This is a genomic window from Streptomyces durhamensis (assembly GCF_000725475.1).
GTDB lineage: Bacteria > Actinomycetota > Actinomycetes > Streptomycetales > Streptomycetaceae > Streptomyces > Streptomyces filipinensis.
The window spans coordinates 46655-72797 of the sequence record NZ_JNXR01000020.1 but is presented as its reverse complement, the minus strand read 5'-3'; the positions used below and the strand labels follow the sequence as shown (position 1 = coordinate 72797).

The 26143-nt window shown below is 71.8% G+C and carries 20 protein-coding genes and 2 pseudogenes; 14 read left to right on the top strand and 8 right to left on the bottom strand.

Annotated elements, in window-relative coordinates:
- Positions 1-187 precede the first annotated feature (187 nt).
- Both IO33_RS0128660 and IO33_RS47855 read left to right on the top strand, forming a co-directional pair.
- Positions 188-793, top strand: a complete 606-nt coding sequence (locus IO33_RS0128660) for a DUF5994 family protein (protein ID WP_031170206.1) — start codon at positions 188-190, stop codon at positions 791-793.
- Between the two features lie 416 nt (positions 794-1209).
- Positions 1210-1494: pseudogene (locus tag IO33_RS47855) on the top strand (STAS domain-containing protein); the annotation flags it as partial.
- 143 nt (positions 1495-1637) lie between these two features.
- Here IO33_RS47855 and IO33_RS52765 read toward each other — a convergent pair.
- A complete protein-coding gene (locus IO33_RS52765) occupies positions 1638-1946 on the bottom strand; it encodes a SpoIIE family protein phosphatase (protein WP_031170204.1) in 309 nt (102 codons plus the stop codon).
- 78 nt (positions 1947-2024) lie between these two features.
- Here IO33_RS52765 and IO33_RS0128645 point away from each other — a divergent pair, with 78 nt between their 5' ends.
- Entirely contained in the window at positions 2025-3338 is a 1314-nt protein-coding gene (locus IO33_RS0128645) for a PP2C family protein-serine/threonine phosphatase (RefSeq protein WP_031170202.1), read from the top strand.
- 279 nt (positions 3339-3617) lie between these two features.
- Here the strand turns inward: IO33_RS0128645 and IO33_RS0128640 are convergent, their stop codons facing one another.
- Both IO33_RS0128640 and IO33_RS0128635 read right to left on the bottom strand, forming a co-directional pair.
- Positions 3618-4049 (bottom strand): hypothetical protein, encoded by a 432-nt coding sequence (locus tag IO33_RS0128640; protein ID WP_031170200.1) that lies wholly within the window; start codon positions 4047-4049, stop codon positions 3618-3620.
- Positions 4050-4672: 623 nt separating this feature from the next.
- The gene (locus IO33_RS0128635; RefSeq protein ID WP_051927013.1) at positions 4673-5845 is read right to left on the bottom strand and encodes a PP2C family protein-serine/threonine phosphatase; all 1173 of its coding nucleotides are present in this window, start codon (positions 5843-5845) and stop codon (positions 4673-4675) included.
- A 1114-nt stretch (positions 5846-6959) separates the two neighbouring features.
- On the opposite strand from IO33_RS0128635, the gene IO33_RS50570 reads away from it, so the two are divergent.
- A complete protein-coding gene (locus IO33_RS50570; protein ID WP_031170195.1) occupies positions 6960-7313 on the top strand; it encodes a hypothetical protein in 354 nt (117 codons plus the stop codon).
- A gap of 311 nt (positions 7314-7624) precedes the next feature.
- Here IO33_RS50570 and IO33_RS0128625 read toward each other — a convergent pair whose 3' ends face one another.
- Positions 7625-8341, bottom strand: a complete 717-nt coding sequence (locus tag IO33_RS0128625; protein WP_031170193.1) for an SDR family NAD(P)-dependent oxidoreductase — start codon at positions 8339-8341, stop codon at positions 7625-7627.
- A gap of 206 nt (positions 8342-8547) precedes the next feature.
- Between IO33_RS0128625 and IO33_RS0128620 the strand changes: the two genes are divergently transcribed.
- Complete coding sequence (locus tag IO33_RS0128620) at positions 8548-9585, top strand: Lrp/AsnC family transcriptional regulator (RefSeq protein WP_037686221.1); 1038 nt, start codon at positions 8548-8550, stop codon at positions 9583-9585.
- A gap of 565 nt (positions 9586-10150) precedes the next feature.
- On the opposite strand, the pseudogene IO33_RS0128615 reads toward IO33_RS0128620, so the two are convergent.
- Positions 10151-10306, bottom strand: a pseudogene (locus IO33_RS0128615) (pyridoxamine 5'-phosphate oxidase family protein); the annotation flags it as partial.
- Positions 10307-10958: 652 nt separating this feature from the next.
- Between IO33_RS0128615 and panD the strand changes: the two are divergent.
- Together panD and IO33_RS0128605 are read left to right on the top strand one after the other, a co-directional pair.
- Positions 10959-11378 (top strand): aspartate 1-decarboxylase, encoded by a 420-nt coding sequence (panD, locus tag IO33_RS0128610; RefSeq protein WP_031170185.1) that lies wholly within the window; start codon positions 10959-10961, stop codon positions 11376-11378.
- 41 nt (positions 11379-11419) lie between these two features.
- The gene (locus IO33_RS0128605; RefSeq protein WP_031170183.1) at positions 11420-11764 is read left to right on the top strand and encodes a GNAT family N-acetyltransferase; all 345 of its coding nucleotides are present in this window, start codon (positions 11420-11422) and stop codon (positions 11762-11764) included.
- Between the two features lie 493 nt (positions 11765-12257).
- Here the strand turns inward: IO33_RS0128605 and gndA are convergent, their stop codons facing one another.
- Positions 12258-13697, bottom strand: a complete 1440-nt coding sequence (gene gndA / locus IO33_RS0128600; protein ID WP_031170182.1) for an NADP-dependent phosphogluconate dehydrogenase — start codon at positions 13695-13697, stop codon at positions 12258-12260.
- Positions 13698-14013: 316 nt separating this feature from the next.
- On the opposite strand from gndA, the gene IO33_RS0128595 reads away from it, so the two are divergent.
- Positions 14014-15177, top strand: coding sequence for a transglycosylase family protein (locus tag IO33_RS0128595; protein WP_031170180.1), 1164 nt, complete (start codon positions 14014-14016; stop codon positions 15175-15177).
- On the opposite strand, the gene IO33_RS0128590 is transcribed toward IO33_RS0128595, so the two are convergent.
- On the bottom strand, positions 15167-16348 hold the full coding sequence (locus tag IO33_RS0128590; protein ID WP_107069394.1) for a DMT family transporter: 1182 nt from the start codon (positions 16346-16348) through the stop codon (positions 15167-15169). The genes IO33_RS0128595 and IO33_RS0128590 overlap by 11 nt on opposite strands.
- A 227-nt stretch (positions 16349-16575) precedes the next feature.
- On the opposite strand from IO33_RS0128590, the gene IO33_RS0128585 reads away from it, so the two are divergent.
- From IO33_RS0128585 to IO33_RS0128560, 6 genes are all read left to right on the top strand, one after another.
- Entirely contained in the window at positions 16576-17337 is a 762-nt protein-coding gene (locus IO33_RS0128585) for a (2Fe-2S)-binding protein (RefSeq protein ID WP_031170176.1), read from the top strand.
- A gap of 41 nt (positions 17338-17378) precedes the next feature.
- The gene (gene glgA, locus IO33_RS0128580) at positions 17379-18530 is read left to right on the top strand and encodes a glycogen synthase (protein ID WP_051927012.1); all 1152 of its coding nucleotides are present in this window, start codon (positions 17379-17381) and stop codon (positions 18528-18530) included.
- A 50-nt stretch (positions 18531-18580) separates the two neighbouring features.
- A complete protein-coding gene (gene glgC / locus IO33_RS0128575; protein ID WP_078963933.1) occupies positions 18581-19837 on the top strand; it encodes a glucose-1-phosphate adenylyltransferase in 1257 nt (418 codons plus the stop codon).
- 124 nt (positions 19838-19961) lie between these two features.
- Entirely contained in the window at positions 19962-22283 is a 2322-nt protein-coding gene (locus IO33_RS0128570; RefSeq protein WP_031170169.1) for a GH92 family glycosyl hydrolase, read from the top strand.
- Between the two features lie 155 nt (positions 22284-22438).
- On the top strand, positions 22439-23770 hold the full coding sequence (locus tag IO33_RS0128565; RefSeq protein WP_031170167.1) for a wax ester/triacylglycerol synthase family O-acyltransferase: 1332 nt from the start codon (positions 22439-22441) through the stop codon (positions 23768-23770).
- A 262-nt stretch (positions 23771-24032) separates the two neighbouring features.
- The gene (locus tag IO33_RS0128560) at positions 24033-25535 is read left to right on the top strand and encodes an SDR family NAD(P)-dependent oxidoreductase (RefSeq protein WP_031170164.1); all 1503 of its coding nucleotides are present in this window, start codon (positions 24033-24035) and stop codon (positions 25533-25535) included.
- A gap of 224 nt (positions 25536-25759) precedes the next feature.
- Here the strand turns inward: IO33_RS0128560 and IO33_RS0128555 are convergent, their stop codons facing one another.
- A complete protein-coding gene (locus IO33_RS0128555; RefSeq protein ID WP_031170162.1) occupies positions 25760-26113 on the bottom strand; it encodes a hypothetical protein in 354 nt (117 codons plus the stop codon).
- Positions 26114-26143: the final 30 nt, after the last annotated feature.

The following is a 26143-nucleotide window of genomic DNA, read 5'->3' as shown; positions in this document are numbered from 1 at the left end:
CCCGCGCACCGTCGCTCCTTCGTGCTCTCGTTCAACCCATCGCTCCGCATCGGTCCGCCGGGCCCCGACGAGGAGTAGCCTGGTCATTACCGAGAGCATTCCGCACACCGGCTTCCACGCTGACGTCGTTCTCGGCGATTCACTACAACCGGGTAGGCCACGACCGGCCCGGGGTTGGGTCCGCGCCATGACCGCGACCATTCTGTTGACGCCCGCTGTCGAAGACCGGACTCCTTCTTCGTCACCCCTCCGGCTCGTCCTGGCACCCCCCGGAACCGCTCCGGCCCTGATCGACGGTGCCTGGTGGCCCCGCTCCCGCGACCTGACGGCGGAGCTTCCGGCGCTCATCGAGGTCCTCGATCCGCTGTGGGGGCGGATCACCCGAGTAACGGTGAATCCCACGTTCTGGCCCGTCATCCCGCGAAAGGTGCCCGTCCAAGGGCACGTGGTGCATGTCGGCTGGTTCGAAGCCGAGCAAGATCCGCACAAATTGTTGCTGCTCTCCTATACCGTCGGCCGCTGGGACCTGCTGGTGATCCCACCGGAGACAGAGCCGGCCACCGCGGCCCGGCTCATGGCTACGGCCGCCGATCCGTCGCGGAGCCTCACGGCGACCTGCCTGATTCACGAGGCCGAACGTTTCCGGGCGGCGGCAGAGGCAGCGGCCGCCTCGGACTTGATCCCGGAGGCGGTCTGGGACTCCGAGGGCGGGCATGACGCCCGCCGCCCGGCCTCACATGCCTCTGCCCGAGCGGTCATCGACGACGTGCCCACCCCGGCAGAAGGAATGTGAGGCATGGAGACCGTCACGACGGTGGGCCTGCGCCTGGCGGTGATCGCCCTGGGCGGCCTTCGTGAGGCGGTGCTCCCCCACGCGCCACGGTGATCGCATGGCGACCATGCCCTACGGCCGTCCCCCGGGAGGGGCGGTCTTGCGGTGGCGCCGCAACGAGACGTGAACCCTTTGCACAACGGTGCTGTCCAGATCCCGATGCGCGTGGTTGTTGGCACAGATGTCCGCGGTGGCGGACTTCGTCCGATCGCCGGCGCATCCCCCGAGGCAACCAGTTGGCCCTGCGCCTGTAACACAGGCTGACTGAATCGGCCTTCCGCCTCTCTGCGCAAGAGTCACGACCGTGTACCGAGCGCAGGAAGAGCCGCGTGCCCGGCCCCTCGCGCTGCCAGGCCGGTCTCCTGAACCGAGGTGCCATGCCCATTCCACAGCTGACCCTCTGCCGGCACGACAGGCACAGCCGGGCGTTGATCACCCTGGCGGGTGAGATCGATCTGACAACGGTGCACGTCGTGCGCGAGTCACTGGAGCAATGCCTGAGCGACGGCATCCGGACCATCGACGTCGACCTGATCACGGTCGCCTTCTGCGATGTGACCGGCCTCAACGCCTTCCTCCACGCGTCGCGGGCCACCGCCGTGGCCGGCGGATCCCTGCGCTTGCACCACCCGCCACCGGCGCTGGCTCGAATCATCGCCCTCACCGGTAACGGCACCCTGCTCCACGGCTACCCCGGCGACCTCCCACCACGGCCTTATGCAGCGCCGTTGATGCCCGCAGCGCCACATCGGGGGCTCACCCGCGCACCGAGCACGATTCCTACGACCGGGAGCCGACTGCCGGCTCACCCCAGCAGAGCGAGGTGGTCGACGGCGCCCCGCGCCATTCGATCAGGAAGAGGGTCGCGTCGTCGGGTGACCCAGTGGATGAGTTGCTCCTCGCCGAACTGCTCTTCGCCTGCTTCGTGTTCCTCGATGAGGCCGTCGGTGAAGCACAGCACCCGGTCGCCGCGTAGGAGCATCTGCTCGCTGATCCGGGGCTCTTCACCGCCGAAGCCGACCGGCAGGGTGGCCGGGCCCGTCAGTTGCCGCACGATTTGGTGGTTGCGGATCAGCAGCGGTGCGGTGGCATGCCTGGGCCCCGTGCCGTACACGGACGCAGTGCACTGCCCGGGGAGTGGTTTCCCGGGGCGGCAGCGGCCGTAGGGCCACCGGGCGGGTAGGTGGTCGGCATGAACGAGGATGACGCGGACGCGGCGCTGCGAGCCGCGCTCGACCAGCTGGCGTTCGCCACCCGGAGCGCGGCGGCGCTGTCGAGCACGCTGGACGCGGTCGAGGGGCTCAGGCGGGTGTGCCGGGTGCTGGTGCCGGGTCTGGCCGACTGGGCCGCGGCCGACCTGATGGACGAGGACGGCGCCGTCGAGCGGGTCTGCGTCTCGCACCGTGACCCCAACGCCGCCCTGACCGGCCTGACGGGACCGTTGCCGCCGGTGCCGGAGACGGCGACAGGCCCGCTGTCCCGGGTGCTTCGCGGCGCCGGCCCGCTGCTGTTGTCGGCCGGGCGCCGGCCGACCGGGCAGGAGGCGTCCGATCCGTTGCATGCCGCATCCATGCAGCCGTTCGCCCGACTCGGGGGAGACTCCGTGATCGTGGCACCCTTGCGGGCACGCCGGAGAGTGCTGGGTGCGCTGACCCTGGCCAGGGGCGAGGGGCACCCGCCATGGGGCGAGACGGAACTGGCGCTGGTCGAGGACCTGACCCACCGCATCGCGCTGGCTCTCGACAACGCCAGGCTCTACGCCGAGACCCAGGCGGTCGCCGAGCGCCTCCAGCGCTCCCTGCTGCCGGACCTGCCCGTCGTACCGGGTCTGCGCATCACCGCCCGCTACTCCCCGGCGGGCACCACGGCGCAGATCGGCGGTGACTGGTACGACAGCTTCGTCCTGCCGGAAAGCGGTGACACCACTCTGATCATCGGCGACGTCACCGGCCACGATCTGCGTGCCGCCGTGACCATGAGCCAGATGCGGAACATGCTGCGTGGCATCGCCTGCGACCGCCGGGAGCCCCCCGGCATGATCCTGCGGCGCTTGGACCTCGCGGTCGACGCCCTCTACAGACACCGGACCGCCACCTGCGTGTACGCGCTGCTCAAGGGCCAGGAAGGAGGGCCGTACCAGCTGGAATGGGCGAGTGCCGGACATCCACCGCCCCTCCTCGTCACCGCAGACGGCGAGACCGCCTACCTGCACGAAGCACACGGCCTGCTGCTGGGCGTCGACCCGCACGCCGAACGGCCCAGTGCCTGCCTGCCCCTGCCCGAGGGCAGCACCCTGCTGTTGTACACGGACGGTTTGATCGAACGGCGCGGCGAATCCATGGATCACGGTATGACCCGGCTCCGGCAGCACGCTGCCGCCTTGGTCGACCAGGACCTCGACGAGCTGAGCGACGAGCTGATGAACGGACTCGTGGCAGGGGCCCACGACGACATCGCCCTGCTCGCCCTGCGACTGCCACGGTCGGACGACGGCATCTCGGCCTGAGGCCACGCGAATGCTCCCGTACGCGATGATCCTGCGACTGTGACGCCTAGGTGTGCGCGCGCTGGAAAGGAGACACGCAGTTTGGCGGCGGCGAGTCCCAGATCGCGCAGGGTGGCCGCGACGGAGGCGACCCGGGCGCGCAGCCGTCGCGCCTGGCCCACTCCCACACGCACAAGCCGGCGAAACGGGACGACCCAGCACCTCATTTCTGCCGCCATCCGAGCCTGAACAGCAAAAACGCCGCTGACCGACCCAGATGGAACGGATGCGACAGGCCAGTCAGGCCCAGGCGGGCCAGTCGTCCCTCTCGCCAGAGGCAGCCGAAGGACCCGCGTCCCCGCCCTCGGCCGCGTCGGCGTTCCCGCAGATCGCGCCATGGACGTCGCGGATGAGGTGCTGTTGTGCCTCTGTAAGGCCGCAAGGCGTGGTTTTTCCGGAGCCGGACTCAAAACGGTCGCCGCTGATGGTCAGGTCCCCGAAAACGCACCGGTTGGGGCCTCCCAGCGCGTACACAACAAGGGTGGCGATACGGTTGAGCAGTTGGGTGCCGCCGGGACCTCGGACATCGTTGACGCCGCCGTGGAGGCCGTGATCACCCGATGCGGCCCGCTGGATGGCGAAGGCAGTGCCGGTGCCGGCGCCCTGGTCCGGGATGCCGTCGCGGAACTGCATGCCGCCGTCGATTCGGATCAACGCGTAGATGCTGTTCATGAGAGCGCCTGGATTCGTGCGTCCGGTAGGCGTGATCCGCGAACGGCAGGGACCGCAGCGGTACGTCGGCGTGAGGCAAGGGAACCGGCCTGTCTGCTCGCCGTGTGGCTGTTTCCATCCTCCATCGATCCCGTGATGCGGGCCAGTCTGCGGGGGCCGCGTCTCACCGTGGGAACTTGCCACGCGAGGCACAGGAACAGGCGCAAAGACGGGGTCGGCCCCCGCTCGGCCGGGGGCCGGGATGGGCACCGCGAACCGTTTCCAGCGGACGAGCAGAAATGATGAGTCGTGGGACCGCGTCGTCGGCCCGATGGGCCTCGGCGCCTTGCCGGCTGGGCGTGTGCGGGGCTGCGACAGCACCCCGCCGCGTGCTTTCGGGTAGCGGGTCCCCCAGGCGACCCGTGGACCGGACGTAGGGTCCTGCGACCCCCTGTGGAACCCCTGCCGGCGCAGGCGCAAGACAGCCTGCCGCCGTCGGCGCGCTCCCCGGCGAACCGGTTTTCCAGCCGAAGAGGGATGGTTCGCCGGACATCTTGCGAGAGCTCATTCTCGGAAGGAAGGGCGAGGCGCGGGAGCAACGACCCGAGCGTCTGGCACCGGCCGGGGGAGCGCCCTGGTCACCGCTACTGCTTCGTGCGGCCGGCTGAAGCCTGCTGAGTGTCCGCGCCGGAGCTGACGTGCCGCAGGGTCTGCTGGGGGCCGTGCCAGTCCAGGCACATCACGGTGGCATCGTCTGCGAGCCGGCCCCCGGCGGCGTCCCGGACCGCGGACGTCAGCGTCAGCGCCGCCTCCCGCGGGTGCAGATCCCGGGTGCGCTTCAGGAGGGCGAGCAGGTCGACCTTCTCCCCATGACGTTCGAGCATGCCATCGGTCACCATGAGCAGACGGTCACCGGGGCGCAGTTCGAGGTCCTGGACACGGTAGGGGTGGGGCACGGAGACGGGCAGCCCGAAGGGGTGGTCCGCCTCGCAGGTGATCGTTTCCGCAGTCCCGTCGCGCATGCGCAGTGGCCAGGGGTGGCCGGCGTTAACGAGCTGGGCGCGGCCGGTGTGGAGGTTGATGCGCAGCAGTTGCCCGGTGGCGTGACCGTGGCCGTGATCGGTCAGGGCCTGGTCGGCCCGGTGGGCCTGCTCGGCCAGACCGGCTCCTGCGCGACGGGCGCCGCGCAGGGCGCCCACCAGTACGGTGGCGGCAAGGGCGGAGTCGATGTCGTGGCCCATGGGGTCGGTCACCGACACGTGCAGGGTGTCGCGGTCCAGCGCGTAGTCGAAGGTGTCGCCGCTGAGGTCTTCCGAGGGCTCCAAGCTCCCGCACAAGGTGAACTGCGCAGCCTCGCACGACAGTGACGGGGGCAGCAGCTGGTACTGGATTTCAGCTGCCAACGTGGGGGGCCTGGAGCGTTTCCCCCAGGTGTAGAGGTCGGTGAAGCGTCCGTTGGCGATCACGACGTAGGCCAGGATGTGTGCGGCTTCACCGACCTCGTCGAGGACGTCGTCGCCGGGGTCGGCGGGCAGGAGCAGTTCCAGCAGTCCGATGGCGTCCCCCCGGTTGGTGACCGGCACGATCACCCGCTGTCCCTGCCCGGTCCTCTCCTGGTACAGCCGCTGGGTACGGATCACCTGCTCGTAGACGCTGCCGAACATGGGAATCCGCTCCGCCTCCCGCCCACCCTCCGCACTGGCGGCCGTGGCCAGCCGCGCCACCGCCTTGCCCGTCAGGTCCACGATGAGGAATGACACCTTCGTGGCGCCGAAACGCCGCCGGAGGTCCTCAGCGACCACCGCGACGGCGTCCACCGGCGCCGCCCTCTCCGCTGCGGTCAGCAGCCGGGGAAGTCCACTCTGCCTACCGCTCACGACCACGACCCCTTCCACCCGCCCCTTCTACAGCTTGGGAACCCTCACAGCAGGCGTCAATCCGTGCGTGATCACGGCCGGTGGCCAAGCTGTGCGTACGTGGTCTGGCTGTGCGTACAGATGAATCGGCCGCGGCGCCCGCCTGGGGGCGCCGCCATCTGGTCGCGCGACCCGACGAGGCGCTGACATATCCGCCCCCGACCCGAGACGGCCGACGTCGCCCCCGCCAAGGAGCGGTTCACCGCCTGGACCGAGGCACCGGGCACTGAGGGCTGATCATTCGTGGGAACCAGCAGCGGTACCTGCCCGTCGCCCGGGCGCTCATCGAGATCCGGGCACCCTCGGCGCGATCACCGGCGCCCTGCGCCGCCCCCCAGAACCTCCTGCTGGGCCGGCACGACCGGGAGGGGCCTTTCGGGCCGTGGCGCGCAGCACGCCGTCCCCTCCCGACCACGGCCAGTACATCGCCGGACCAGCTCAGCCCGGTCGCATCGGGACACCACTGAGAGGGCACACGGTTCACGACGCCATTCACCACGCCATCGGGATCACGAACCCCGCTGGGCGTCGTCCCCGTCGAGTCCGAGCCGGTCGCCGAGACCGACGTGGGAACCGCCTGGACCGAGGGGTCTGGAGGCATCCCGCGCGGTTCGTGCGACTCCGCGAGGACAGGGAGCTCGGAGACGTCGCCGCGTTCGCACAGGGAGCTGCGCCGATGGCCGGGTGGCCTCAGCCGATGAGCCGGAGCAATCCTCGGCGGCCTTGGCCGCACGGCAGGCCCGGCACAACAGCTGGGCCTTGCGTCCGTAACGGCGCGTCAGCCCCTGGCAGCGCGCGCAGTGGCCGACATGGTCGGGGCGCATCCGAGCAGCGTATCGACGGTGAACCGGGTCATCTCGACCTTGTCTCGCTGAAGGCGCAGGAAAAGGGTGGTGGTCTCGGTCAGGAACCGGTTCCGAAGCGGTCGAACTGCAAGGCCAGGCGCTGGCCGGCGGAGTCTGAGCGCCTCTGGCCGATCGCCTGCGCGCCGGCTCTCTCCGGTTGCCATCGGGCTGTGCTCAGCGCTTTCTGGAAGAGCGGGTGGAACGGCCCGTTCATCCAGGAGGAGCGCACCATGGCGCAACCGGCAAGTAGGCCGACGATCAGCGCTGAGCAGTTCGGCCGAGTGTGTGACGAGATCAGGAGCACGGCCGCGCCCGAGACGAGCGCCCGGTCCATCCGGGACTGCGCTCTGCGCATCGTGCAGACCCTGGGCCTGGCGCTGTCCACGGACGACCTGAGCAGACTCCTCGCCGAACTCATGGCCCCCGGGGCGGCGCCACCCCGAGGAAGCCCTCACTACACCCGAGAGGCCATCCTGGACATGCCTGACGAACAGCGAGGAGAAGACGAAGGCCCGGTCAGGTAGAGCGGCCGGAACGACTGGCTGCGTCCTCGGCTCGCCGGAGCACAGGGACGGTTCCGTCACGGGGTCGAACCCTCGGTACGAGGCATCACGGACACTCGACGGCAGTTGAGGGTGAGTGAACACGGTGCACACGGGCTGCCCGATTTCCGACGCCGCGCCGAAACGGGCTGGGAACGACGTGGCCGTGGCGGCGGTCGCCCGACACCCTGCCCGTCCAGGTCCTCCAGGCACTCCTGGTTGTCGTCCGTTTCCCCGGGTCTCCTCCTTGAGGGCTGCCCCAAGCCGGCGCATGTGAGTGCTGGCCGCAGGGTTTACCAAGGGACGGTCCGGCCGAAGCGGTCCAGGTACGCCAGGCCGGGCGTGCCGAGTCGGGAGAGCAGGACGTCCACCAGCAAGGGGACGCTCTCCTCGATGGTGAACGGCGCATCCGGACCGCCCAGGGCGGTGCGTATCCACCCCGGCGCCATGAGTACGAGGGCGCGCTGCGTCTCACCTTGCCGGGCCGCGAAGCTCCGCAGGAACATGTTCAGGGCTGCTTTGCTCCCTCGGTAGACCTCGCGGCCCCCGCTCGAGTTGTTCGTGATGCTGCCCTGCCCGGAGGACATCGCCCCGATGAGCCCCGCCGCGGACACCAGGTCTTCGAGGGCTTCGATGACGCGCATGGGGCTGAGCGCGTTGGTGACCATCACGTCGATGAAGTCGGCTGTCGCGACCGCGCCGATGGGCGTCTGCTCGTTGTTGGTGGTGCCGGCGTTGACGAAGAGCACGTCGAGTCGGCGGTGCGCCAGACGTTCGTGCAGCGGGGGCAGTTGGCCGGGGTCGTTGATGTCGAGGCGTTCGATGGTCACCCGGCCGTCGGTGCGGTCCGCGAGATCGTGCAGCGGCGTTCGGGCAGTGGTGTCGCGAACGGTGCCGATGACGTTCCAGCCCCTGTCCAGGAACTCCGCCGTCATCGCGTGGCCGAGGCCGCGCGAGGCCCCGACGATGAGAGCGGTCGGTGGGTGTTGTTCGGTGCCAGTCGATGACATCCAGCGTCATCTCCGTTCTTCGAGCGTCGTATTCCGTTCGGGCAGAGCGTCGTATTCCGTTCGGGCATCGGCGAGGCCCCGGGATGGGCACAGGTGCCCGCTGCTGCGGGGCCCCTCAGCGTGCGCTTCAAGTGTTTCGTCCGCGCTGCATCGCAGGCGAGCCACGAGCGCTCGTTTGTATGATCGGCGACGTGGCAAGGGTGTTCATGACGGAATCCGCTTCGGTACAGCCTGACGATGTACGAATCATTCGGGCCCTGCAGATCGCTCCGCGGGCTTCGTTCGCCTCGATCGCCACCGCCCTCGGACTGACCGAGGGCGCCGTCAACCGTCGGTATCGCCGCCTGCACGCCGAGGGCGTCATCCGGGTGGCCGGCGTGGTCAACCCGGGCGCCCTGGGGCAGAGCAGGTGGCTGGTGCGCCTGCGCTGCCGGCCCGGCAGCGTCGCGGCGATCGCCGACGCGCTCGCCAAGCGTGACGACATCAACTGGGTAGCGCTGAGCGCGGCGGGCTGCGAGATCACCTGCGCGACGCAGTCCCGGACGCGGGAACAACGCGAGGACCTCCTGGGGCAGCGGCTTCCGCGCACCGCAGCGGTGATCGACATCAACGCCTTCGCCATGCTCCGCCAGTTCCTCGGGGGCCGCGCCCACTACTGGTCCGCCCTGCAGGGCACACTGTCCCCGCAGGAGGAGGCAGCGCTGGGGAGCGGCGGGCTCCCCTTCACCGAGTCTCCGGTCGTCACCCGCGAGCCACTGCGCCTGACCCCCGAGGACGAGGAGATGCTCGATGCCCTCGCTGCGGACGGCCGCGCCAGTCTCGTCGATCTCGCCGCAGCCGCCGACCTCACTCCGGGACGTGCCTCGCGACGCCTTGATGCTCTGCTCCAGCACCGCGTCGTCCACATCGACGTCGAGATCGCCCCAGCGGCCCTGGGGTATCACGCTCGCGCGAACCTCTGGCTCCGCGTTCACCCGTCGGCGGTGAAGAGCGTGGGCCGCGCACTCGCGCAGGAACCCGAGATCGCCTTCGCCGCAGCCATCTCCGGGCCCTGGAACATCCACGCCGTCGCACACTGCCGGGACCTCGACGAACTGTTCGAGTTCACTTCGGATCGCATCGGGTCCCTGACCGGACTGCAGAGCATGGAGGTCTCACCCGTGCTGAGGCACGTCAAGCAGGCCGGCACGCGGCTCTGCGACGATCGCCTCGTCGGGCCATCCAGCGCTCGTGCGCGACGCTGAGAGGCCGGATCGCGACCAGCCGCTCGGCGACCCGCACGACGCCGTCGCCGACGCGAAACTCGACGGTTCCGCCGCCCGCCGGCAACTCCCTCAGGCCGGTCTGCCGTTGGACGCGATGCCGGCGGACACGATCGAACAGCAGCGCATTACCTGCAGATTGGCCGGCCTCTCGGGCCGGGAAGTGGTTCGACAGGGACGCCCTTTGGTCCGGAGCCGGCCCGGTACGCTCACTTGGAGCTCGGACTTTAGTGCGAGGTGCTGCCTTGATCCCGGAGGGTGGCTCCCGTGTCGGGTCGCCTGAGCAACGATGCCCCCAGGCAACCGACTCCGGGATCTAGAAGAAGCCAAGCTTCTGAGGGCTGTAAGAACAGAGAATGGTCTTGGTCTGCTGGTGGTACAGGGGTCACGCGTCACCGACCTGCGTGAAAAGTGCCACGTATGTCTGTCGTCGTCGCAGCCCTCGGCCTGTGGACTGCTCCCAGCGGATGTGTTGGCCGGCCTCGTGCTACGGCGAGGTGGGCGGGTGCGGGGAGGGGAGCACGAGCAGGGTGATCTCGCTGGGGGCGTCGCCGGGGCCGACGAGGATGTCGCCGCGGGCCCGGATCCGCTTGACCTTCCAGGAGTCGGCGGGGGTCCGCAGGCCCAGCGTGTCTCCGTCGCGCACCACCCACACCGGGGTGGCGACCGGAGTGCCGTTCTTGCGGTAGCTGGTGAGAAGCATGGGCGGCGGACTACGACGTCAAGAAGGCCGAGACCGGGATCATCTACGTCGACGAGATCGACAAGGTGGCGAGGAAGAGCGAGAACCCTGCGCATCCGTCCCAACGGAAACGTCACGCTCACCGGGATCGAACAGTCCGGAAGCCTCATCATCGAATGCGGCGCAAGGGAAGAGCCGGAGCCTTGTCGACTTTCCGCCCGGGGGTACAGCCCTCGCCCGTCACGGACTCTGGGTAGCCGAGCGGGAGGCGCAAGACCGTGGCCTTGCCGGGTGTTCGCCAGTTCGGTGCCCTGGCGCCTCCGGGACCGGGCCGAGGTCGTCGGTGCTCAGTCACCGCTTGTGCCCTTTGGTCTTGTCGCCGGTGATGACGGGCATGAATGATGCGGTACCGGCATGTGTCTGATGTTCCGTCAGGCAAGTCAGCATCTGATCAGCATCAGTGCCCGAACAATCCGAGACGGGTGTGAGTACAGACGCTTGGTCGGCGGCGGCACGACAGCCTGGCTCGCACGGAAGCGCAGGCAGGGAGCCTCTTCGCCAGAGCGAAGCGATGTTCCTCACAATCTTCGAGTCCGACGCGTGCCAGTTGTAAAGTGAAGGACGCCCTTGACCTGCACAAAGCAGGCAGGGAGCCGTCTTTCAGGAGTCCAAAGTGCTGCGTACTCTGTTCAAGTCCAAGATCCACCGCGCCACCGTCACCCAGGCCGACCTGCACTACGTGGGATCGGTGACCATCGACGCCGACCTCCTCGACGCCGCCGACCTGCTGCCCGGCGAGCTGGTGCACATCGTCGACATCACCAACGGCGCCCGGCTGGAGACGTACGTCATCGAGGGTGAGCGCGGATCCGGGGTCGTCGGGATCAACGGGGCCGCCGCCCACCTCGTGCACCCCGGGGACCTGGTGATCATCATCAGCTACGCTCAGGTCACCGACGCCGAGGCGCGGGAGCTGAAGCCGCGGGTCGTGCACGTCGACGGCGGCAACCGGATCGTGTCCCTCGGCGCCGACCCCTCCGAGCCGGTGCCCGGCTCGGACCAGCAGCGCAGCCCGCAGGCCGTCGGGGCCTGACCGAGGCCCGCGCCGGACCGGACCAGGAGCGTGGCGTGCCCATGAGCGAGACCGAGATCCGCGACGACCGGGCGGCGGGCCGCCTGGAGGCCGTAGGCGAGGGCGAAGTCGTGGGCCGCGTCGAGTACTTCGTGCTGGAGTCACCGGCGCGCGCCCTGGTCCCGGTCCACACGATCGTCGAGCCCGCCCACGAGGGCAAGGGCATCGCCGGTTCCCTCGCCCGCGAGCTGTACGCCCTCGCCGAGCGCGAGGGCGTCCCCGTGGTGCCGCTGTGCCCCTACGTCGCCCGGTGGGCCGAGCGGCACCCGGAGGCCGCCCCGCCCGCCGATCCGGAGCTGACGGGAGCCGCCGAGGACTGGCTGCGGGCGCACCCCGGCCGGTTCTGAGCGGGTGCTCGCCCTGTCGGGTGAGTGACCGGGGGCCCGTCGGGTAGGCGGGGGAGTAGTCCAGAGGCGACGTCCAGCGACTGCCCGGAGGACACCATGACGCATCCGCACCCCGACCCGGTCCCCCCGGGTCCGACACCGGGACCGGGGCCCACCCCGCCGGACCCGTACCCGAGCCCCGTCCCACCGCCCGAGCCGGGTCCCGAGCCCACGCCGCCCGCACCGGGCCCGGACCCGACCCCGCCGCCGGCCCCACCGGCCCCGGGCCCGCCGGAACCCTCACCGTCCCCGATCCCGCCCGGCCCGGAGCCGGTGCCGAACCCCGAACCCGGTCCGCCCCTGACGTGAGAGGCCGGGCGCGGCGCGCCGGCCCTTCAGGGGCGCGGGGCCGTACCGGTGTGCGGCCCGCCGCGCGGGCGCGGCCGGCCACGGCGCACCCGCCCGGCGGCGGTCCCCACCGCCCCTGGGGCACGCGGGCCCCGGAGCGTACGACCTACGCGGAGACCTCGGACCGGTCCCCGCCCCACAGCGTGTGGAACGCACCCTCCCGGTCCACCCGCCGATAGGTGTGCGCCCCGAAGAAGTCCCGCTGCCCCTGCGTGAGCGCCGCAGGCAACCGCTCCGCCCGCAGCGCGTCGTAGTACGCCAGCGCCGCCGCGAACCCCGGTGTCGGCACCCCCTGCCGCGTCGCGGCGATCAGCACCTCCCGCCAGTCGTCCTGCGCGTCCGCGATCTCGCGCGCGAACGTCTCGTCCGACAGCAGGCTCGGCAGATCGGCACGGGCGTCGTAGGCGGCGCGGATCCGGTCCAGGAAGGCGGCCCGGATGATGCAGCCGCCCCGCCAGATCGAGGACACCGCACCGAGATCGATGTCCCAGCCGTACTCCTCGCTGCCCGCGGCGATCTCGTGGAAGCCCTGCGTGTACGACACGATCTTGGACGCGTACAGCGCCTGCTCCACCCGGTCGGCGAACGCCGCCGCCTCCGACCCGCTCAGCGCCGCCGGCTTCGGCCCCGCGAGGTCCCCCGAGGCGGCCCGCAGCGCCGCGTGACCGGACAGCGAGCGCGCGAAGACCGCCTCGGCGATGCCGGACACCGGAACGCCCAGGTCCAGCGCGATCTGCACCGTCCAGCGGCCGGTGCCCTTCTGCTCGGCCTGGTCGACGACGACGTCCACGAACGGCTTGCCGGTCGCCGCGTCCACGTGGGACAGCACCTCGGCGGTGATCTCGATCAGGTACGAGTCCAGCCGACCGGTGTTCCAGGTGCGGAAGATGTCCGCGATCTGCGCCGGCGTGTACCCCGCGACGTCACGCAGCAGCTGGTACGCCTCGCCGATCAGCTGCATGTCGGCGTACTCGATGCCGTTGTGGACCATCTTCACGAAGTGCCCGGCACCGTCCGGACCCACGTGCGTCACGCACGGCGCGCCGTCCGCCGCCTTGGCCGAGATCTTCTCCAGCATCGGGCCCAGCGACTCGTACGACTCCTTCGAACCGCCCGGCATGATGCTCGGCCCGTGCAGCGCGCCCTCCTCGCCGCCGGAGATGCCGGTGCCGACGAAGTGGATGCGCCGCTCGCGCAGCTCCCGCTCCCGGCGCCGGGTGTCCGCGAAGTGCGCGTTGCCGCCGTCGATGATCATGTCCCCGGGTTCGAGGAGCGGCGCGAACTCCTGGATCACCGCGTCCGTCGGCTCACCCGCCTTCACCATGATCACCAGGCGGCGCGGGCGCTCCAGGGCCGCCACGAACTCCTTCGCGGTCTCGGCCAGGATGAAGTCGCCCTCGTGCCCGAACTCCTCCACGAGCTCCTGCGCCCGCGACACCGTACGGTTGTGCACGGCGACCGTGTAGCCGTTGCGGGCGAAGTTCCGGGCCAGGTTGCGGCCCATGACCGCGAGGCCCGTGACACCGATCTGCGCTGAAGTGCTCATACCGCCTGCTCCCTAGCTGCCTCGTGACTACGGCACCGTCAGTACGGGTCCTCGCCCATCCTGACGTGCCGCTCCGGCGAGCGCACATCCGGCCCGCCCCGCTTGTGTACGGGGCGAGGGCACCTTCGGCCTCAGTCTCCGGCGATCCGGGCCGCACTCGCCGCCGGTCCGGGCCGCGGTCGCCCGGTGATCGGGGCCAAGGGAGGGCCGTTCCCGGCCACTTGGGTGGCGGGGGAGGCCGGTTTTCCGTCTTGTCATGGCCTGTTCGCGGCGCTTACTTTTGCCCCTCCTGACGCATGCCGAGGGGAATTCGGACATGGCCGTACGCGGCCGGCATCGCCGGTACCAGCCGAACAGGATCAACCGCGCCTCACTCACCGTCACCGCGGGCGGCGCCGGCCTCGCGATCCCGCTCGTCGCCGCCGCAACGGCCGACGCGGCCGACGCATCCACCTGGAACAAGGTCGCCGCCTGCGAGTCCAGCGGCAACTGGAGCATCAACACGGGCAACGGCTACTACGGCGGGCTGCAGTTCACCCAGTCCACCTGGGAGGCGTACGGCGGCGCCCGGTACGCCCCCCGCGCCGACCTCGCGAGCCGGGGCCAGCAGATCGCCGTGGCCGAGCGGGTCCTTGACGGGCAGGGACCGGGCGCCTGGCCGGTGTGCTCGGTGCGGGCCGGACTCGGCCGGGGCGACGCCGACCCCGGAGCGCACACGGACAGCGCCGCGACCCGGCCCGCGAAAGCAGCCAGGAAGAGCTCCCTGCGGGACGTACAGCCCCAGACCACCCCGCAGTCGCGGGCCGGCCGGGCCGAGATGTACACGGTGGTGCACGGCGACACGCTCTCCGGCATCGCCGGCGAGCATCATGTCCGCGGCGGCTGGCGCGGGCTCTACACCGGCAACCGCGCGACCATCGGGTCCGATCCCGACCTGATACTGCCCGGCCAGCGGCTCAGCCTGCACGGTACGGCCGCCACCTCCACCGAGTCCCCGAAGAAGGACACCAATTCCCCCAAGCGGAAAGTGCCTTCGGAGCACCGGAACGCCCCGCACCACACCAGGTCCGGCAGCCGCACGCTCGTCCCCCCGGTCGACGCCCCCATCGGCACCGGCTACCGCGTGGCGGGCTCGCACTGGTCGAAGGGCTACCACACCGGCGTCGACTTCCTCGTGCCCACCGGCACCTCCGTGCAGGCCGCGGAGGCCGGGCAGGTGGTGGCCGCGGGATGGGGCGGCTCGTACGGCTACCAGGTCGTGATCCGGCACGCGGACGGCCACTACACCCAGTACGGGCACCTGTCGGCGATCTCCGTGCGGGCCGGGCAGAACGTCGCCGCGGGCCGGCGCATCGGCCGCTCCGGAGCCACCGGGAACGTCACCGGCCCGCACCTGCACTTCGAGGTGCGCACCGGCCCCGGCTTCGGCACGGACATCGACCCGCTCGCCTATCTGCGGGCCGGCGGCGTCAGGATCTGACGCGCGGACGGGGCGGGCCCGGGACGGGCAGCGGCACCTGGACGCCCGCGGGCAGGGCGGTGTACGACGCGGGGAGCACACGGCCGGCCGGCGATGCGCCGCCGTCGGCACACTCCGCGCCGCCCGGTCCCGGCACGAGCAGGTCCCGCAGCGCCGGCTCGCCGAACGCCCCGCCGGCCTCCGCGAGCCCGGCCGGCTCCGGCCCGTCCGGTGGTGCCGTCCGCTGCTGCGGCACGCCGGCGCGGCCCTCCGCCACGGCGGCCGGCGCGGCGGCGTCCGCGAGGGCATCGGCGAGGGACTCCGCCAGGGCGGGAAGGGGGTCCGCGGGGGCCGGGGTCCCGGTGCGCCCGATCCGCTCGGTGGTCAGCATGATCAGACCGCCCGCGGCCACCACCCCGCAGCTCACGGCGAGCGCGGCACCCGTGACGCCGTGGCGGAACGTCTCGCCGAGCATCAGGATGCCGACGGCCGCCGCCAGCACCGGGTTGACCACGGTCAGCGTGGCCAGCGGGGCGGCGAGACCACCGCCGCGGTAGGAGGCCTGGGACAGCAGCACGCCGGCGACGGCGAACAGGCCGATCACCGTCAGGGACGGCAGGGCGGCCAGGCCCGCGCCGCGGGTCCAGTCCACGGCGACGGCCTTGGTGAACACCGACGACATGCCGAACGCGACGCCGGCGGCGGTGGCGAGCAGCACGCTGCGCACCGCAGGGTGCCGGTGCGCGGCCAGACCCGCGCACATCAGCGCCGCGACGGCGCCGCCGGTGACCAGCGCGACCGCCACCCGCTGGGCCGCGCCGAGGGAGTGGGCGTCGGAGGAACCGACCAGGGACAGCAGACCGGCGAGGCCCACCGTGGCCATGACGGCGCCGCGCCAGGCGGTCGCCCCGGCCCTGCGGCCGACGAACAGCGCCGCCATGGGCAGCGCGAAGACGATGGTCAGCGCGCCCAGCGGCTGGACGAGGCTGAGCGGGCCGCAGGCCAGTGCCACCACGTGCAGCACCCCGCCGAGTCCGTTGAGCGCCAGCGCTCCCCACCAGCCCGGCCGGCGCAGCGGCAGGTACGCGCCGGCGGGCGAGGACACCGCCACCCGCTCCTGCACGATCGCGCCGGCCGCGTAGGCGAGGGCGGACACGAACGACAGCAGCACGGACAACGCGAGGGCGCTCACGGGCGTCTCCTGTGCGGGGGGCGGGGGCCCTGAGCCCGGCGCGGCGGCCGTTCGTGTTCCATGGCCGACACTCTGCCCGCCCGCGCCCCTCCCGTCGTCGTACCTGAGCACGCAATGCGTCCTACTGCCGATGGAGTACACCCGCCACGCGATCATCCTCGGGACGGGTGTGCGAGCGGTGGACCTCTCGCTCCGGCCCGGGAACCCACCTGGTACTAGTGCTTGTCGTGGACCTCGACCCCGCTCTCGCCGCCCTCCGCCCGCTCGGCGCCTTCTTCGTCCTGCACACGGCCCCGGGCCCGGCCGAAGCCACCGGCGGACCCGGGCCCGGCCGGCTGCCGACCCTCGCGGAGGCCTACGAACGGGTGACCCGCAAGGTGCGGGGTGATGCCCTGACGGCGCGTGTGAACACGGTCGCGGACCGGCTCGCCACGCCCGAGCCGCGCGTCGCCGCCTCCCTCGCACAACAGGCGCTGGCCGCCCGGCTGTGGTCGGCGGCCCTCGGCTGCGCCGTCCTGTACGGCAGGCTGCCCGATCTCGACCCCCGCCTGCTGCGCTGGGACCCCCTGGCCGGCGCCCCCGACGACCTGTACCTGACCGAGCTGCGCGAGCGGCCCGGCGACGCCGCCTCGCTCGCCGCCGCCGTGCTGCACGGACACCTGGAACCGCTGGGGGAGGCCCTGCGGGCCCGGTACGGCCCGGCGCCCGGACTGCTGTGGGGCAACGCGGGCTCCGCGCTCGCCGGGGCGGCCCGGGAACTGGACCGCTGGGCCCGCGCGCACGGCCGTACCGACGCGGCCGCCCGGGCCCGCGCCCTGACGGACGAACTCTTCGCCCACCCCCTGCTGCGGGCCACCGGCACCCGCACCGGCACGGCCTTCCGCCGCCGCAGCTGCTGCCTGTACTACCGGGTGCCCGGCGGCGGGGTCTGCGGGGACTGCTGCTTCCCCCGGCCCCCGCGCTCTTCCCCACGGGCCGCGTCTGGGTGACCATGAAAAGGAACCTGCCGCCGAGTCCAGGGGGTTGTCGGGTGCGAGTGGGACTGCTGACCCGGGAGTACCCCCCGGACGTGTACGGCGGCGCCGGTGTCCATGTGGAGTTCCTGGCCCGGGAGTTGACAGCGCTGGTCGACCTGGAGGTGCACTGCTGGGGCGAGGGCCGCGGGGTGGGGGTCGTACGCCACCGGCCCTGGTCCGCGCTCGACGGCGCCAACGACGCGCTGCGCACCTTCTCCGTGGACCTGTCCGTCGCCGCCGCCCTCCAGGGCCGCGAACTCGTCCACTCCCACACCTGGTACGCGAACCTGGCCGGCCACTTCGCCAAGCTCCTGTACGGCGTCCCGCACGTGGTCACCGCCCACTCGCTGGAGCCGCTGCGCCCCTGGAAGGCGGAGCAACTGGGCGGCGGATACGCGCTGTCGGGCTGGGCCGAACGCACCGCGATCGAGGCCGCCGACGCGGTGATCGCCGTGTCCGGAGCCATGCGCGAGGACATCCTCGCCTGCTACCCCGCGCTCGACCCGGCCGCCGTGCACGTGGTGCACAACGGCATCGACACCCGCCTGTACCGCCCCGACCACGGCACCGACGCCCTCACCCGGCACGGCATCGACCCCGGCCGCCCCTACGTCCTGTTCGTCGGCCGGATCACCCGCCAGAAGGGGGTGCCCCAGCTGCTGCGCGCGGTACGGGACATCGACCCGGGCGCCCAGGTCGTGCTCTGCGCGGGCGCCCCCGACACCCAGGAGACCGACCGCGAGTTCCGGGAGCTGTTCGAGGAGCTGAGCCGGGTCCGCACGGGCGTGTTCTGGATCCCGCGCATGCTGCCGCGCCCGGAGGTGATCCAACTCCTCACGCGCGCCGCCGCGTTCGTCTGTCCCTCGGTGTACGAACCCCTCGGCATCGTCAACCTGGAGGCGATGGCCTGCGGCACCCCGGTCGTGGCCTCCCGGGTCGGCGGCATCCCGGAGGTCGTGGACGACGGACGGACGGGCATCCTGGTGGACGCCGGCGACGGCTTCGAGGCGGGCCTGGCCCGGGCGCTGGACACCGTCCTCGGCGACCCGGACACGGGCCGGCGGATGGGCGAGGCCGGACGGCTGCGCGCGGTGGGGGAGTTCGGCTGGGACGCGGTGGCCCGCCGCACGGCCGCGCTGTACGAGGAGATCCTCAAGCAGGCTTAGCCCCGTCCGCTCGGGGCAGCCATGGTTCTACCAGGGTGAGGGGAGCGGCCATGCGTCGATGGGGGTATCCCCGGTCGGGCGATGTCGAGACCGGGGGAGGGCCTTCGGTTCTCGGGATCGTCCTGGCGGGCGGCGAGGGGAAGCGACTGATGCCGCTGACCGCCGACCGCGCCAAACCAGCCGTCACCTTCGGCGGCACCTACCGGCTCGTCGACTTCGTCCTGTCCAACCTCGTCAACGCCGACATCCTGCGCATCTGCGTGCTGACCCAGTACAAGTCGCACTCGCTGGACCGGCACATCACGACCACCTGGCGGATGTCCAGCCTGCTCGGCAACTACGTCACCCCGGTCCCGGCCCAGCAGCGCCTCGGCCCGCGCTGGTACCTGGGCAGCGCCGACGCGATCCTGCAGTCGCTGAACCTGATCCACGACGAACAGCCCGAGTACGTGGCGGTGTTCGGCGCCGACCACGTCTACCGGATGGATCCGCGGCAGATGCTGCGGCAGCACATGGAGTCCGGCGCGGGCGTGACGGTGGCCGGTATCCGGGTGCCGCGCGCGGAGTCCTCGTCCTTCGGCGTGATCACGCCCGGTCCCGACGGCCTGGCCGTCGAGCGCTTCCTGGAGAAGCCCGCCGACCCTCCGGGCCTGCCGGACGACCCGGACACGGTCTTCGCCTCGATGGGCAACTACCTCTTCACCACCAAGACCCTCATCGAGGCGCTGCAACAGGACGCCGAGGACGGGCAGTCGGTGCACGACATGGGCGGTTCGATCCTGCCCCGGCTCACCGCCCGCGGCGAGGCCGGGCTGTACGACTTCAGCGAGAACCACGTGCCCGGCGAGACCACCGGCGACCAGGGCTACTGGCGGGACGTGGGCACCCTCGACGCCTACTACGAGGCGCACATGGACCTCATCGCCGAGCGGCCCGCGTTCAACCTGTACAACCGCCAGTGGCCCGTCTACACCCATCTCAACCAGCTCTCCCCGGCGCGTTTCAACGCGGGGGGCATCGCGAGCGAGTCCATCATCAGCGCGGGCTGCCTGATCCGCGGTCAGGTCACCCGGTCGGTCCTGTCCCCGGGGGTACGGGTCGACCCGGGCGCGGTGGTCCAGGGCTCGGTGCTGCACGACAACGTGCGCATCGGCCGGGGCGCGGTGGTGCGCGGCGCGGTGCTGGACAAGAACGTCGAGGTCCCGCCCGGCGCGACCATCGGCGTCAACCCGGAGCGGGACGCGGAGCTGTACACCGTGTCCAAGGGCGGGGTGATCGCCCTGGGGAAGGGGCAGCGGGTGCCCTGACGGACACCGCGTCACGGGCGCCGCGCCCGCGACGCGTTCGTGTGATTCCCGCCGCTTGCCCGGGTTTGAGTCGTTCGCCCTTCAGGATGCAGGCAACGACTCGAACTTCCGGAGGTCAACCGACATGAGAGGGACCCGGCGCACGCGGCTGTGCCTGGCCGGGGTGATGGCAGCGTCCGCGCTGATCGCCACCCCCGACGCACGGGCTGCCGAGCGGACCGACGGCCACCTCACCGACCTGGTCAACCCGTTCATCGGGAGCCAGGACGAGGGCAACACCTTCCCCGGCGCGGCCGTGCCCTTCGGCATGGTGCAGCTCTCCCCGGACACCGGGCACAACACCGGTTACGACTACACCCAGAACCGTATCCGCGGCTTCTCCCTGGTCCATCTCTCGGGCGTCGGCTGCCGCATCGGCGGCGACCTGCCCGTCCTGCCCACCACCGGCGACGTCACGCAGACGGACTACGCCACCTACGCGGCCGGCTTCTCGCACCAGGACGAGACCGCGAGCCCCGGCTACTACCGGGTCGGCCTGTCCTCCGGCATCCGCGCCGAGCTGACCGCGACCGAGCGCACCGGCGTGCAGCGCTACACCTTCCCCGCCACCGGCAAGGCCAACGTCCTGCTGAACGCGGCCCAGTCGCTGCACAAGGCGGTCTCCAGCAACGTCGAGATCCTCGACGACCACACCGTGCGCACCGAGATCACCGGCCACGGCTTCTGCCGGGACACCGGTCCCTACACGGTCTACACGATCACCCGCTTCAGCCGGCCCTTCACCGCCTACGGAACCTGGGACGGCAAGACCGTCACCCCGGGCTCGCGCAACGGTCACGGCGGCGCCTACGTCCGCTTCGACACCACCGAGGACCGTACCGTCGAGGCGACCACCGCCCTGTCCTACGTCGACGCGCGCGGCGCGGCCGGCAACCTGGACGCGGAGAGCGGCCGGTCCTTCGACACGGTACGCGCGCGGGCCCGGGAGGCGTGGGAGAAGCGGCTCGCCGCCGTCCGGGTGCGCGGCGGCACGGACACGCTGCGCCGGACCTTCTACTCCTCGCTGTACCGGTCCTTCCTCGCGCCGAACATCGGCAGCGACGCGGACGGCCGGTACCTCGGCTGGGACCGCCGTACCCACCGTACCGACGGGTTCACGTACTACCAGAACTGGTCGCTGTGGGACACCTATCGCACCCAGGCGCAGCTCCTCGCGCTGCTCGCGCCGCACGAGGCACGGGACATGGCCCGCTCGGTCGTCGCGGTCGCCGAGGACGGCGGCTGGCTGCCGAAGTGGGGCTACGGACCGGTCGAGACCAACGTCATGAGCGGCGACCCGGTCACCCCGTTCCTGACCACGGCCTACCAGACGGGACTGCTCAAGGGCTTCGAGGAGCGGGCCTACCGCGCGCTCAGGAAGAACGCCGACGGCGTGCCGCCCGCCGACTATCCGGGCATCGGCCGGGAGGCCAACGCCGAGTACCTCGCGCACGGCTTCGCCCCGTTCATCAAGGACCGGCCGCTGGCCAAGCTGGGCGACTCGGACTTCCACCACGGCGCCTCCGTCACCCTGGAGTACGCGCTCGCCGACGCCATGCTGGCCCAGATGGCCCGCGGGCTCGGCCACGAGGCCGACGCCGACCGGTACGCGGCCCGCGCCCAGAACTACCGGACCATCTTCGACCCGTCGACCGGCTTCTTCCGCGCCCGTGACGCCGCCGGCGCCTTCACCGGCTCGGCCGACCCGGCGCTCGGCACCGGCTTCCACGAGGGCACCGCCTGGCAGTACCAGTGGCTCGTGCCGCAGGACGTGCCCGGCATGGTGCGGCTCATCGGCGGCGAGCGCGCCGCCAACGAGCGCCTGGACACCTTCTTCGCCTACGACCGCCTGCTGGCCGACCCCGCGAAGACCGCCCGCGAGGTGTGGGTGCACGGCAACGCCTACGCGTACTACAACGCCGACAAGTACAACCCGATGAACGAGCCCGACCTCATCGCGCCCTACACCTACCTGGCCACCGGTCAGCCGTGGAAGACCACCGACGTGGTGCACGCCGCCCTGACCCTCTTCACCGACGGGCCCACCGGCATGACCGGCAACGACGACCTGGGCACGATGTCGGCCTGGAACGTGCTGTCGTCCATCGGCCTGTTCCCGATCCAGCCCGGATACGGCACCTGGGGCCTGTCGACCCCGGTCTTCGACCGCGTCGACCTCACCCTGGACCGCCGGTACTGGCCGAGCGGCGGGCTGACCGTCACCGCGCCCGGCACCACCGCCACCGACCGCTACATCCAGGCCGTCCGCGCCGACGGAACACCGCACGAGCGGACGTATCTGACGACGGGTGCGCTGCGCTCCCTGCGTTCGCTCGCGTTCACGGTCGGCCCGCGCCCGTCTGAGTGGGGTACGTCACCCGAGGCGGCGCAGCCCGTCCTGAAGTGACCTCACGTATCCCGTGGTCCCGCCCCTGTGGAAGGGGCGGGACTTAATCTGGTGTTAACTGAGCGTAGCCTGATCGTACTTGACCGTAATCGGCTGACAGGGATTGACTGCGAAGGACTGCAGATCCACCCGTCGTCGACGCGTGAGGCAAGCCCTTGACTTCCGACCTGCTCGCTCCCCTCGACCTGGCGTTCTGGAACATCGAGTCCGACCGGCACCCGATGCACCTCGGCGCGCTCGGCGTCTTCGGCGCCCACTCGCCCACCGCCGGTGCCCATGCCGCCGACCTGCTCGCCGCCCGCGCCGCCGCCGTACCCGGGCTGCGTCTGCGCATCCGCGACGTGTGGCAGCCGCTCGCCTTCGGCGGCGCCGCCCGGGAACCCGACCCGGACTTCGACCCGCTGAACCACGTACGGCTGCACGCCCCGACCGCCGACTTCCACGCCGTCGCCGGCCGGCTCATGGAGCGCCCGCTGGAGCGCGGCCGACCGCCGTGGGAGGCGCACGTCCTGCCCGGCGAGGACGGGGTGTCCTTCGCCGTCCTCTTCAAGTTCCACCACGCCCTCGCCGACGGGCTGCGCGCGCTGAAGCTCGCCGCCGGCGTCCTCGACCCGGTGGACATGCCGGAGCGGGCACCCCGCGCCATCGAGCCACCGCGCGGCCTGCTGCCCGACGTCCGCAAGCTTCCCGGGCTCGTCCCCGGGCTGGTCCGGGGCGCGCTGTCCGACGTGGGCCGGGCCCTGGACATCGGTGCCTCGCTCGCCCGGTCGACCCTCGGCATGCGGCCCGTCTCCGCGCTGACCTCGCCCCCGAGCGGCACCCGCCGCACCGCCGGAGTCGTCGTGGACATCGACGACGTGCACCGGGTGCGCAAGGCCGCCGGCGGCACCGTCAACGACGTGCTCATCGCCGTGGTCGCCGGGGCGCTGCGCCGCTGGCTGGACGAGCGCGGCGACGGCAGCAAGGGGGTGGCGCCCCGCGCGCTCATCCCCGTCTCGCGGCGCCGGCCGCGCGCCGCCCACCCACAGGGCAACCGGCTCTCCGGCTATCTGATACGGCTCCCCGTGTACGAGTCCGACCCGCTCGGCCGGCTCGACACCGTGCGCACCGCCATGCTCCGCAACAAGGACGCGGGGTCCGACCGGGGCGCCGGTGCCGTGGCGCTGCTCGCCGACCACGTCCCGGCCCTCGGCCACCGGCTCGGCGGACCGCTGGTCGGGCAGGCGGCCCGGCTGTGGTTCGACATCCTCGTCACCAGCGTGCCGCTGCCGGGGGTGGGGCTGCGGCTCGGCGGGCACGAGCTGGCCGAGGTCTACCCGCTGGCCCCGCTCGCCCCGGGCCAGGCGCTGGCGGTGGCCATCTCGACGTACCGCGGACACGTGCACTACGGGCTCGTGGCCGATGCGAAGGCCGTGCCGGACCTGGACCGGTTCGCCCACGCGGTGTCGGCCGAGGTGGAGACGCTGCTGTCGGTGTGCGAGGTCTGACCGGGCCTTCGGCCGGACGGGGGGTGCCCCGCGGGGCCGCGGGCGGGTGGCCGGGGGGCCGCCTGCCCGGCAGCCGGCGACGGACACGGGCCGGCCGCCCCCGGGCCCGACCGGGACCGTGCGGGTCCGGTGGCGGTTCGTAGTCGATCAGGGCCGGGGCGCAACGGGTTTGGCGGTGGACCCCCGCGCTCCGTAAAATTCCCCGTTCGAGGGCGGGCGCGAGTCGGAGCGCTGCGCGGGTGATCAGGGAAGCGGCAGCGCGATGACGGTGACAGAGGACGGCTCCATGGCCTCCATGGCCACGGACGAGGTGGTCTACGGGCCGGGTATCGACCCCGAGCGGCTGGCCGTCTGCCTGAGCGTGCTCACGGAACTGGACGACATCGAGGTCGACCATCCGGACGCGATCAAGGTGCGTCAGGCCACGTCGCACATCTACCGGACGGTCAAGCAGCGCCGCCGCCAGGAGCGCCGCGCCGCCAAGACCGCGCACGACCGCGCGGTCACCGAGGCCACGGCGACCGGCTCCGCCGAGCGCATCGACGACGAGACCGAGGGCATCCTGCCCTCCTCCAAGGTCGAGGAGGGCAGGATCGCGGGCATACTCCAGCGCCCCCGCTCCTGCTACACCTGCAAGCAGCGCTACGTCGAGGTCGACTACTTCTACCACCAGCTCTGCCCGCGGTGCGCCGCCGAGAACCGCGCCAAGCGGGACGCCCGCGCGGACCTCACCGGCAAGCGCGCCCTGCTCACCGGCGGCCGGGCCAAGATCGGGATGTACATCGCGCTGCGGCTGCTGCGCGACGGCGCCCACACGACGATCACCACACGCTTCCCGAAGGACGCCATCCGCCGGTTCAAGGCGATGGACGACTCGGCGGACTGGCTGCACCGGCTGGAGGTCGTCGGCATCGACCTGCGCGACCCGGCACAGGCCGTGGCCCTCGCCGAGCAGCTCACGGAGGCGGGCCCGCTCGACATCCTGATCAACAACGCGACGCAGACCGTGCGCCGCCTGCCCTCCGCGTACGCCGCCCTGGTCGAGGGCGAGAGCGCTCCGCTGCCCGCCGGTGAGCTCCCCGCCCATCACGTCATCGGCGCCTTCAACTCCGGCGCGGTCGACGGCATCGCCGCGCTGCCCGTCGGCACCAGCGGTCTGGACGCCCAGAAGGTGGCCGACCTCGCCCTCGTCGCGGGCAACGCCAGCATCGCCCGGCACATCGAAGGCACCGCCATCGACGCCGGCGGGCTCGTCCCGGACGTCGTCGACACCAACACCTGGGTGCAGACCATCGACCAGATCTCGCCGGTCGAGCTGCTGGAGACCCAGCTGTGCAACTACACGTCCCCGTTCATCCTGATCAGCGCCCTGCGCCCGGCGATGGCGGACGCCGCGAAGAAGGCCTCCAGCGGCCGTGCGTACGTCGTCAACGTCTCCGCGATGGAGGGCGTCTTCAGCCGCGGCTACAAGGGCGCCGGCCACCCGAACACCAACGCCGCGAAGGCCGCCATGAACATGGTCACGCGGACCAGCGCCCAGGAGATGTTCGACACGGACGGCATCCTCATGACCTCCGTCGACACCGGCTGGATCACCGACGAGCGCCCGCACTACGACAAGCTGCGCCTTGCCGAGGCCGGCTTCCACGCCCCGCTCGACCTGGTCGACGGCGCCGCCCGCGTCTACGACCCGATCGTGCGCGGCGAGGCGGGCGAGGACCTGTACGGCGTCTTCCTGAAGGACTACGCGCCCGGCAAGTGGTGAGCCGGTGAATCCGGTGGCCGGCGCGGACGCCCGCGTCCTAGGCTGAGGCGGTCGTGCCGGGTGCCCGGTGCGCAGGTGACGCGTTCTTCATGGTTGTGATCCATCGCAGACCCCAGCGGGACTGCCGGCCCTTCGGGGCCGACGCGCCACCGCCTTGACCTCGGGCACCCGCACGCAGGACCCGGCCGCCTGACGGGGCGTCACCGAGGTGGGCTCCCCGGTGGTCAGTCGACGGCGCCGAGCCTGGAGTTCCGGGCCGCCACCAGCTCCAGCACCGTGCGCCAGTCCTCCAGCACGCCCGCGTCGAAGCCCGCGGTGCGGCTCTCCTCGCCGGCCTGGCGCAGCCGCAGCACATCGTCCTCGGCGGCGCCGGAATCCCCGCGGAGCAGCCGGAACACCCGCTCCCCGAGCAGGGAGCGCACCGCCTCGGCCGCGCCCACGTCCTGGACCAGCCCCGCCACCTGGAGTTCCTTGTCGGCGGGGCGGCTGCGGCGCAGCAGCGCGGCGGTCCTCAGCGCCTGCTGGTGCCCGCCTGTGTACAGCAGATCCATCAGCTCCTCGACGCTGCGCAGCTCCATGCGTCAGTCCTTCCGCGAGACAGCCGTTGC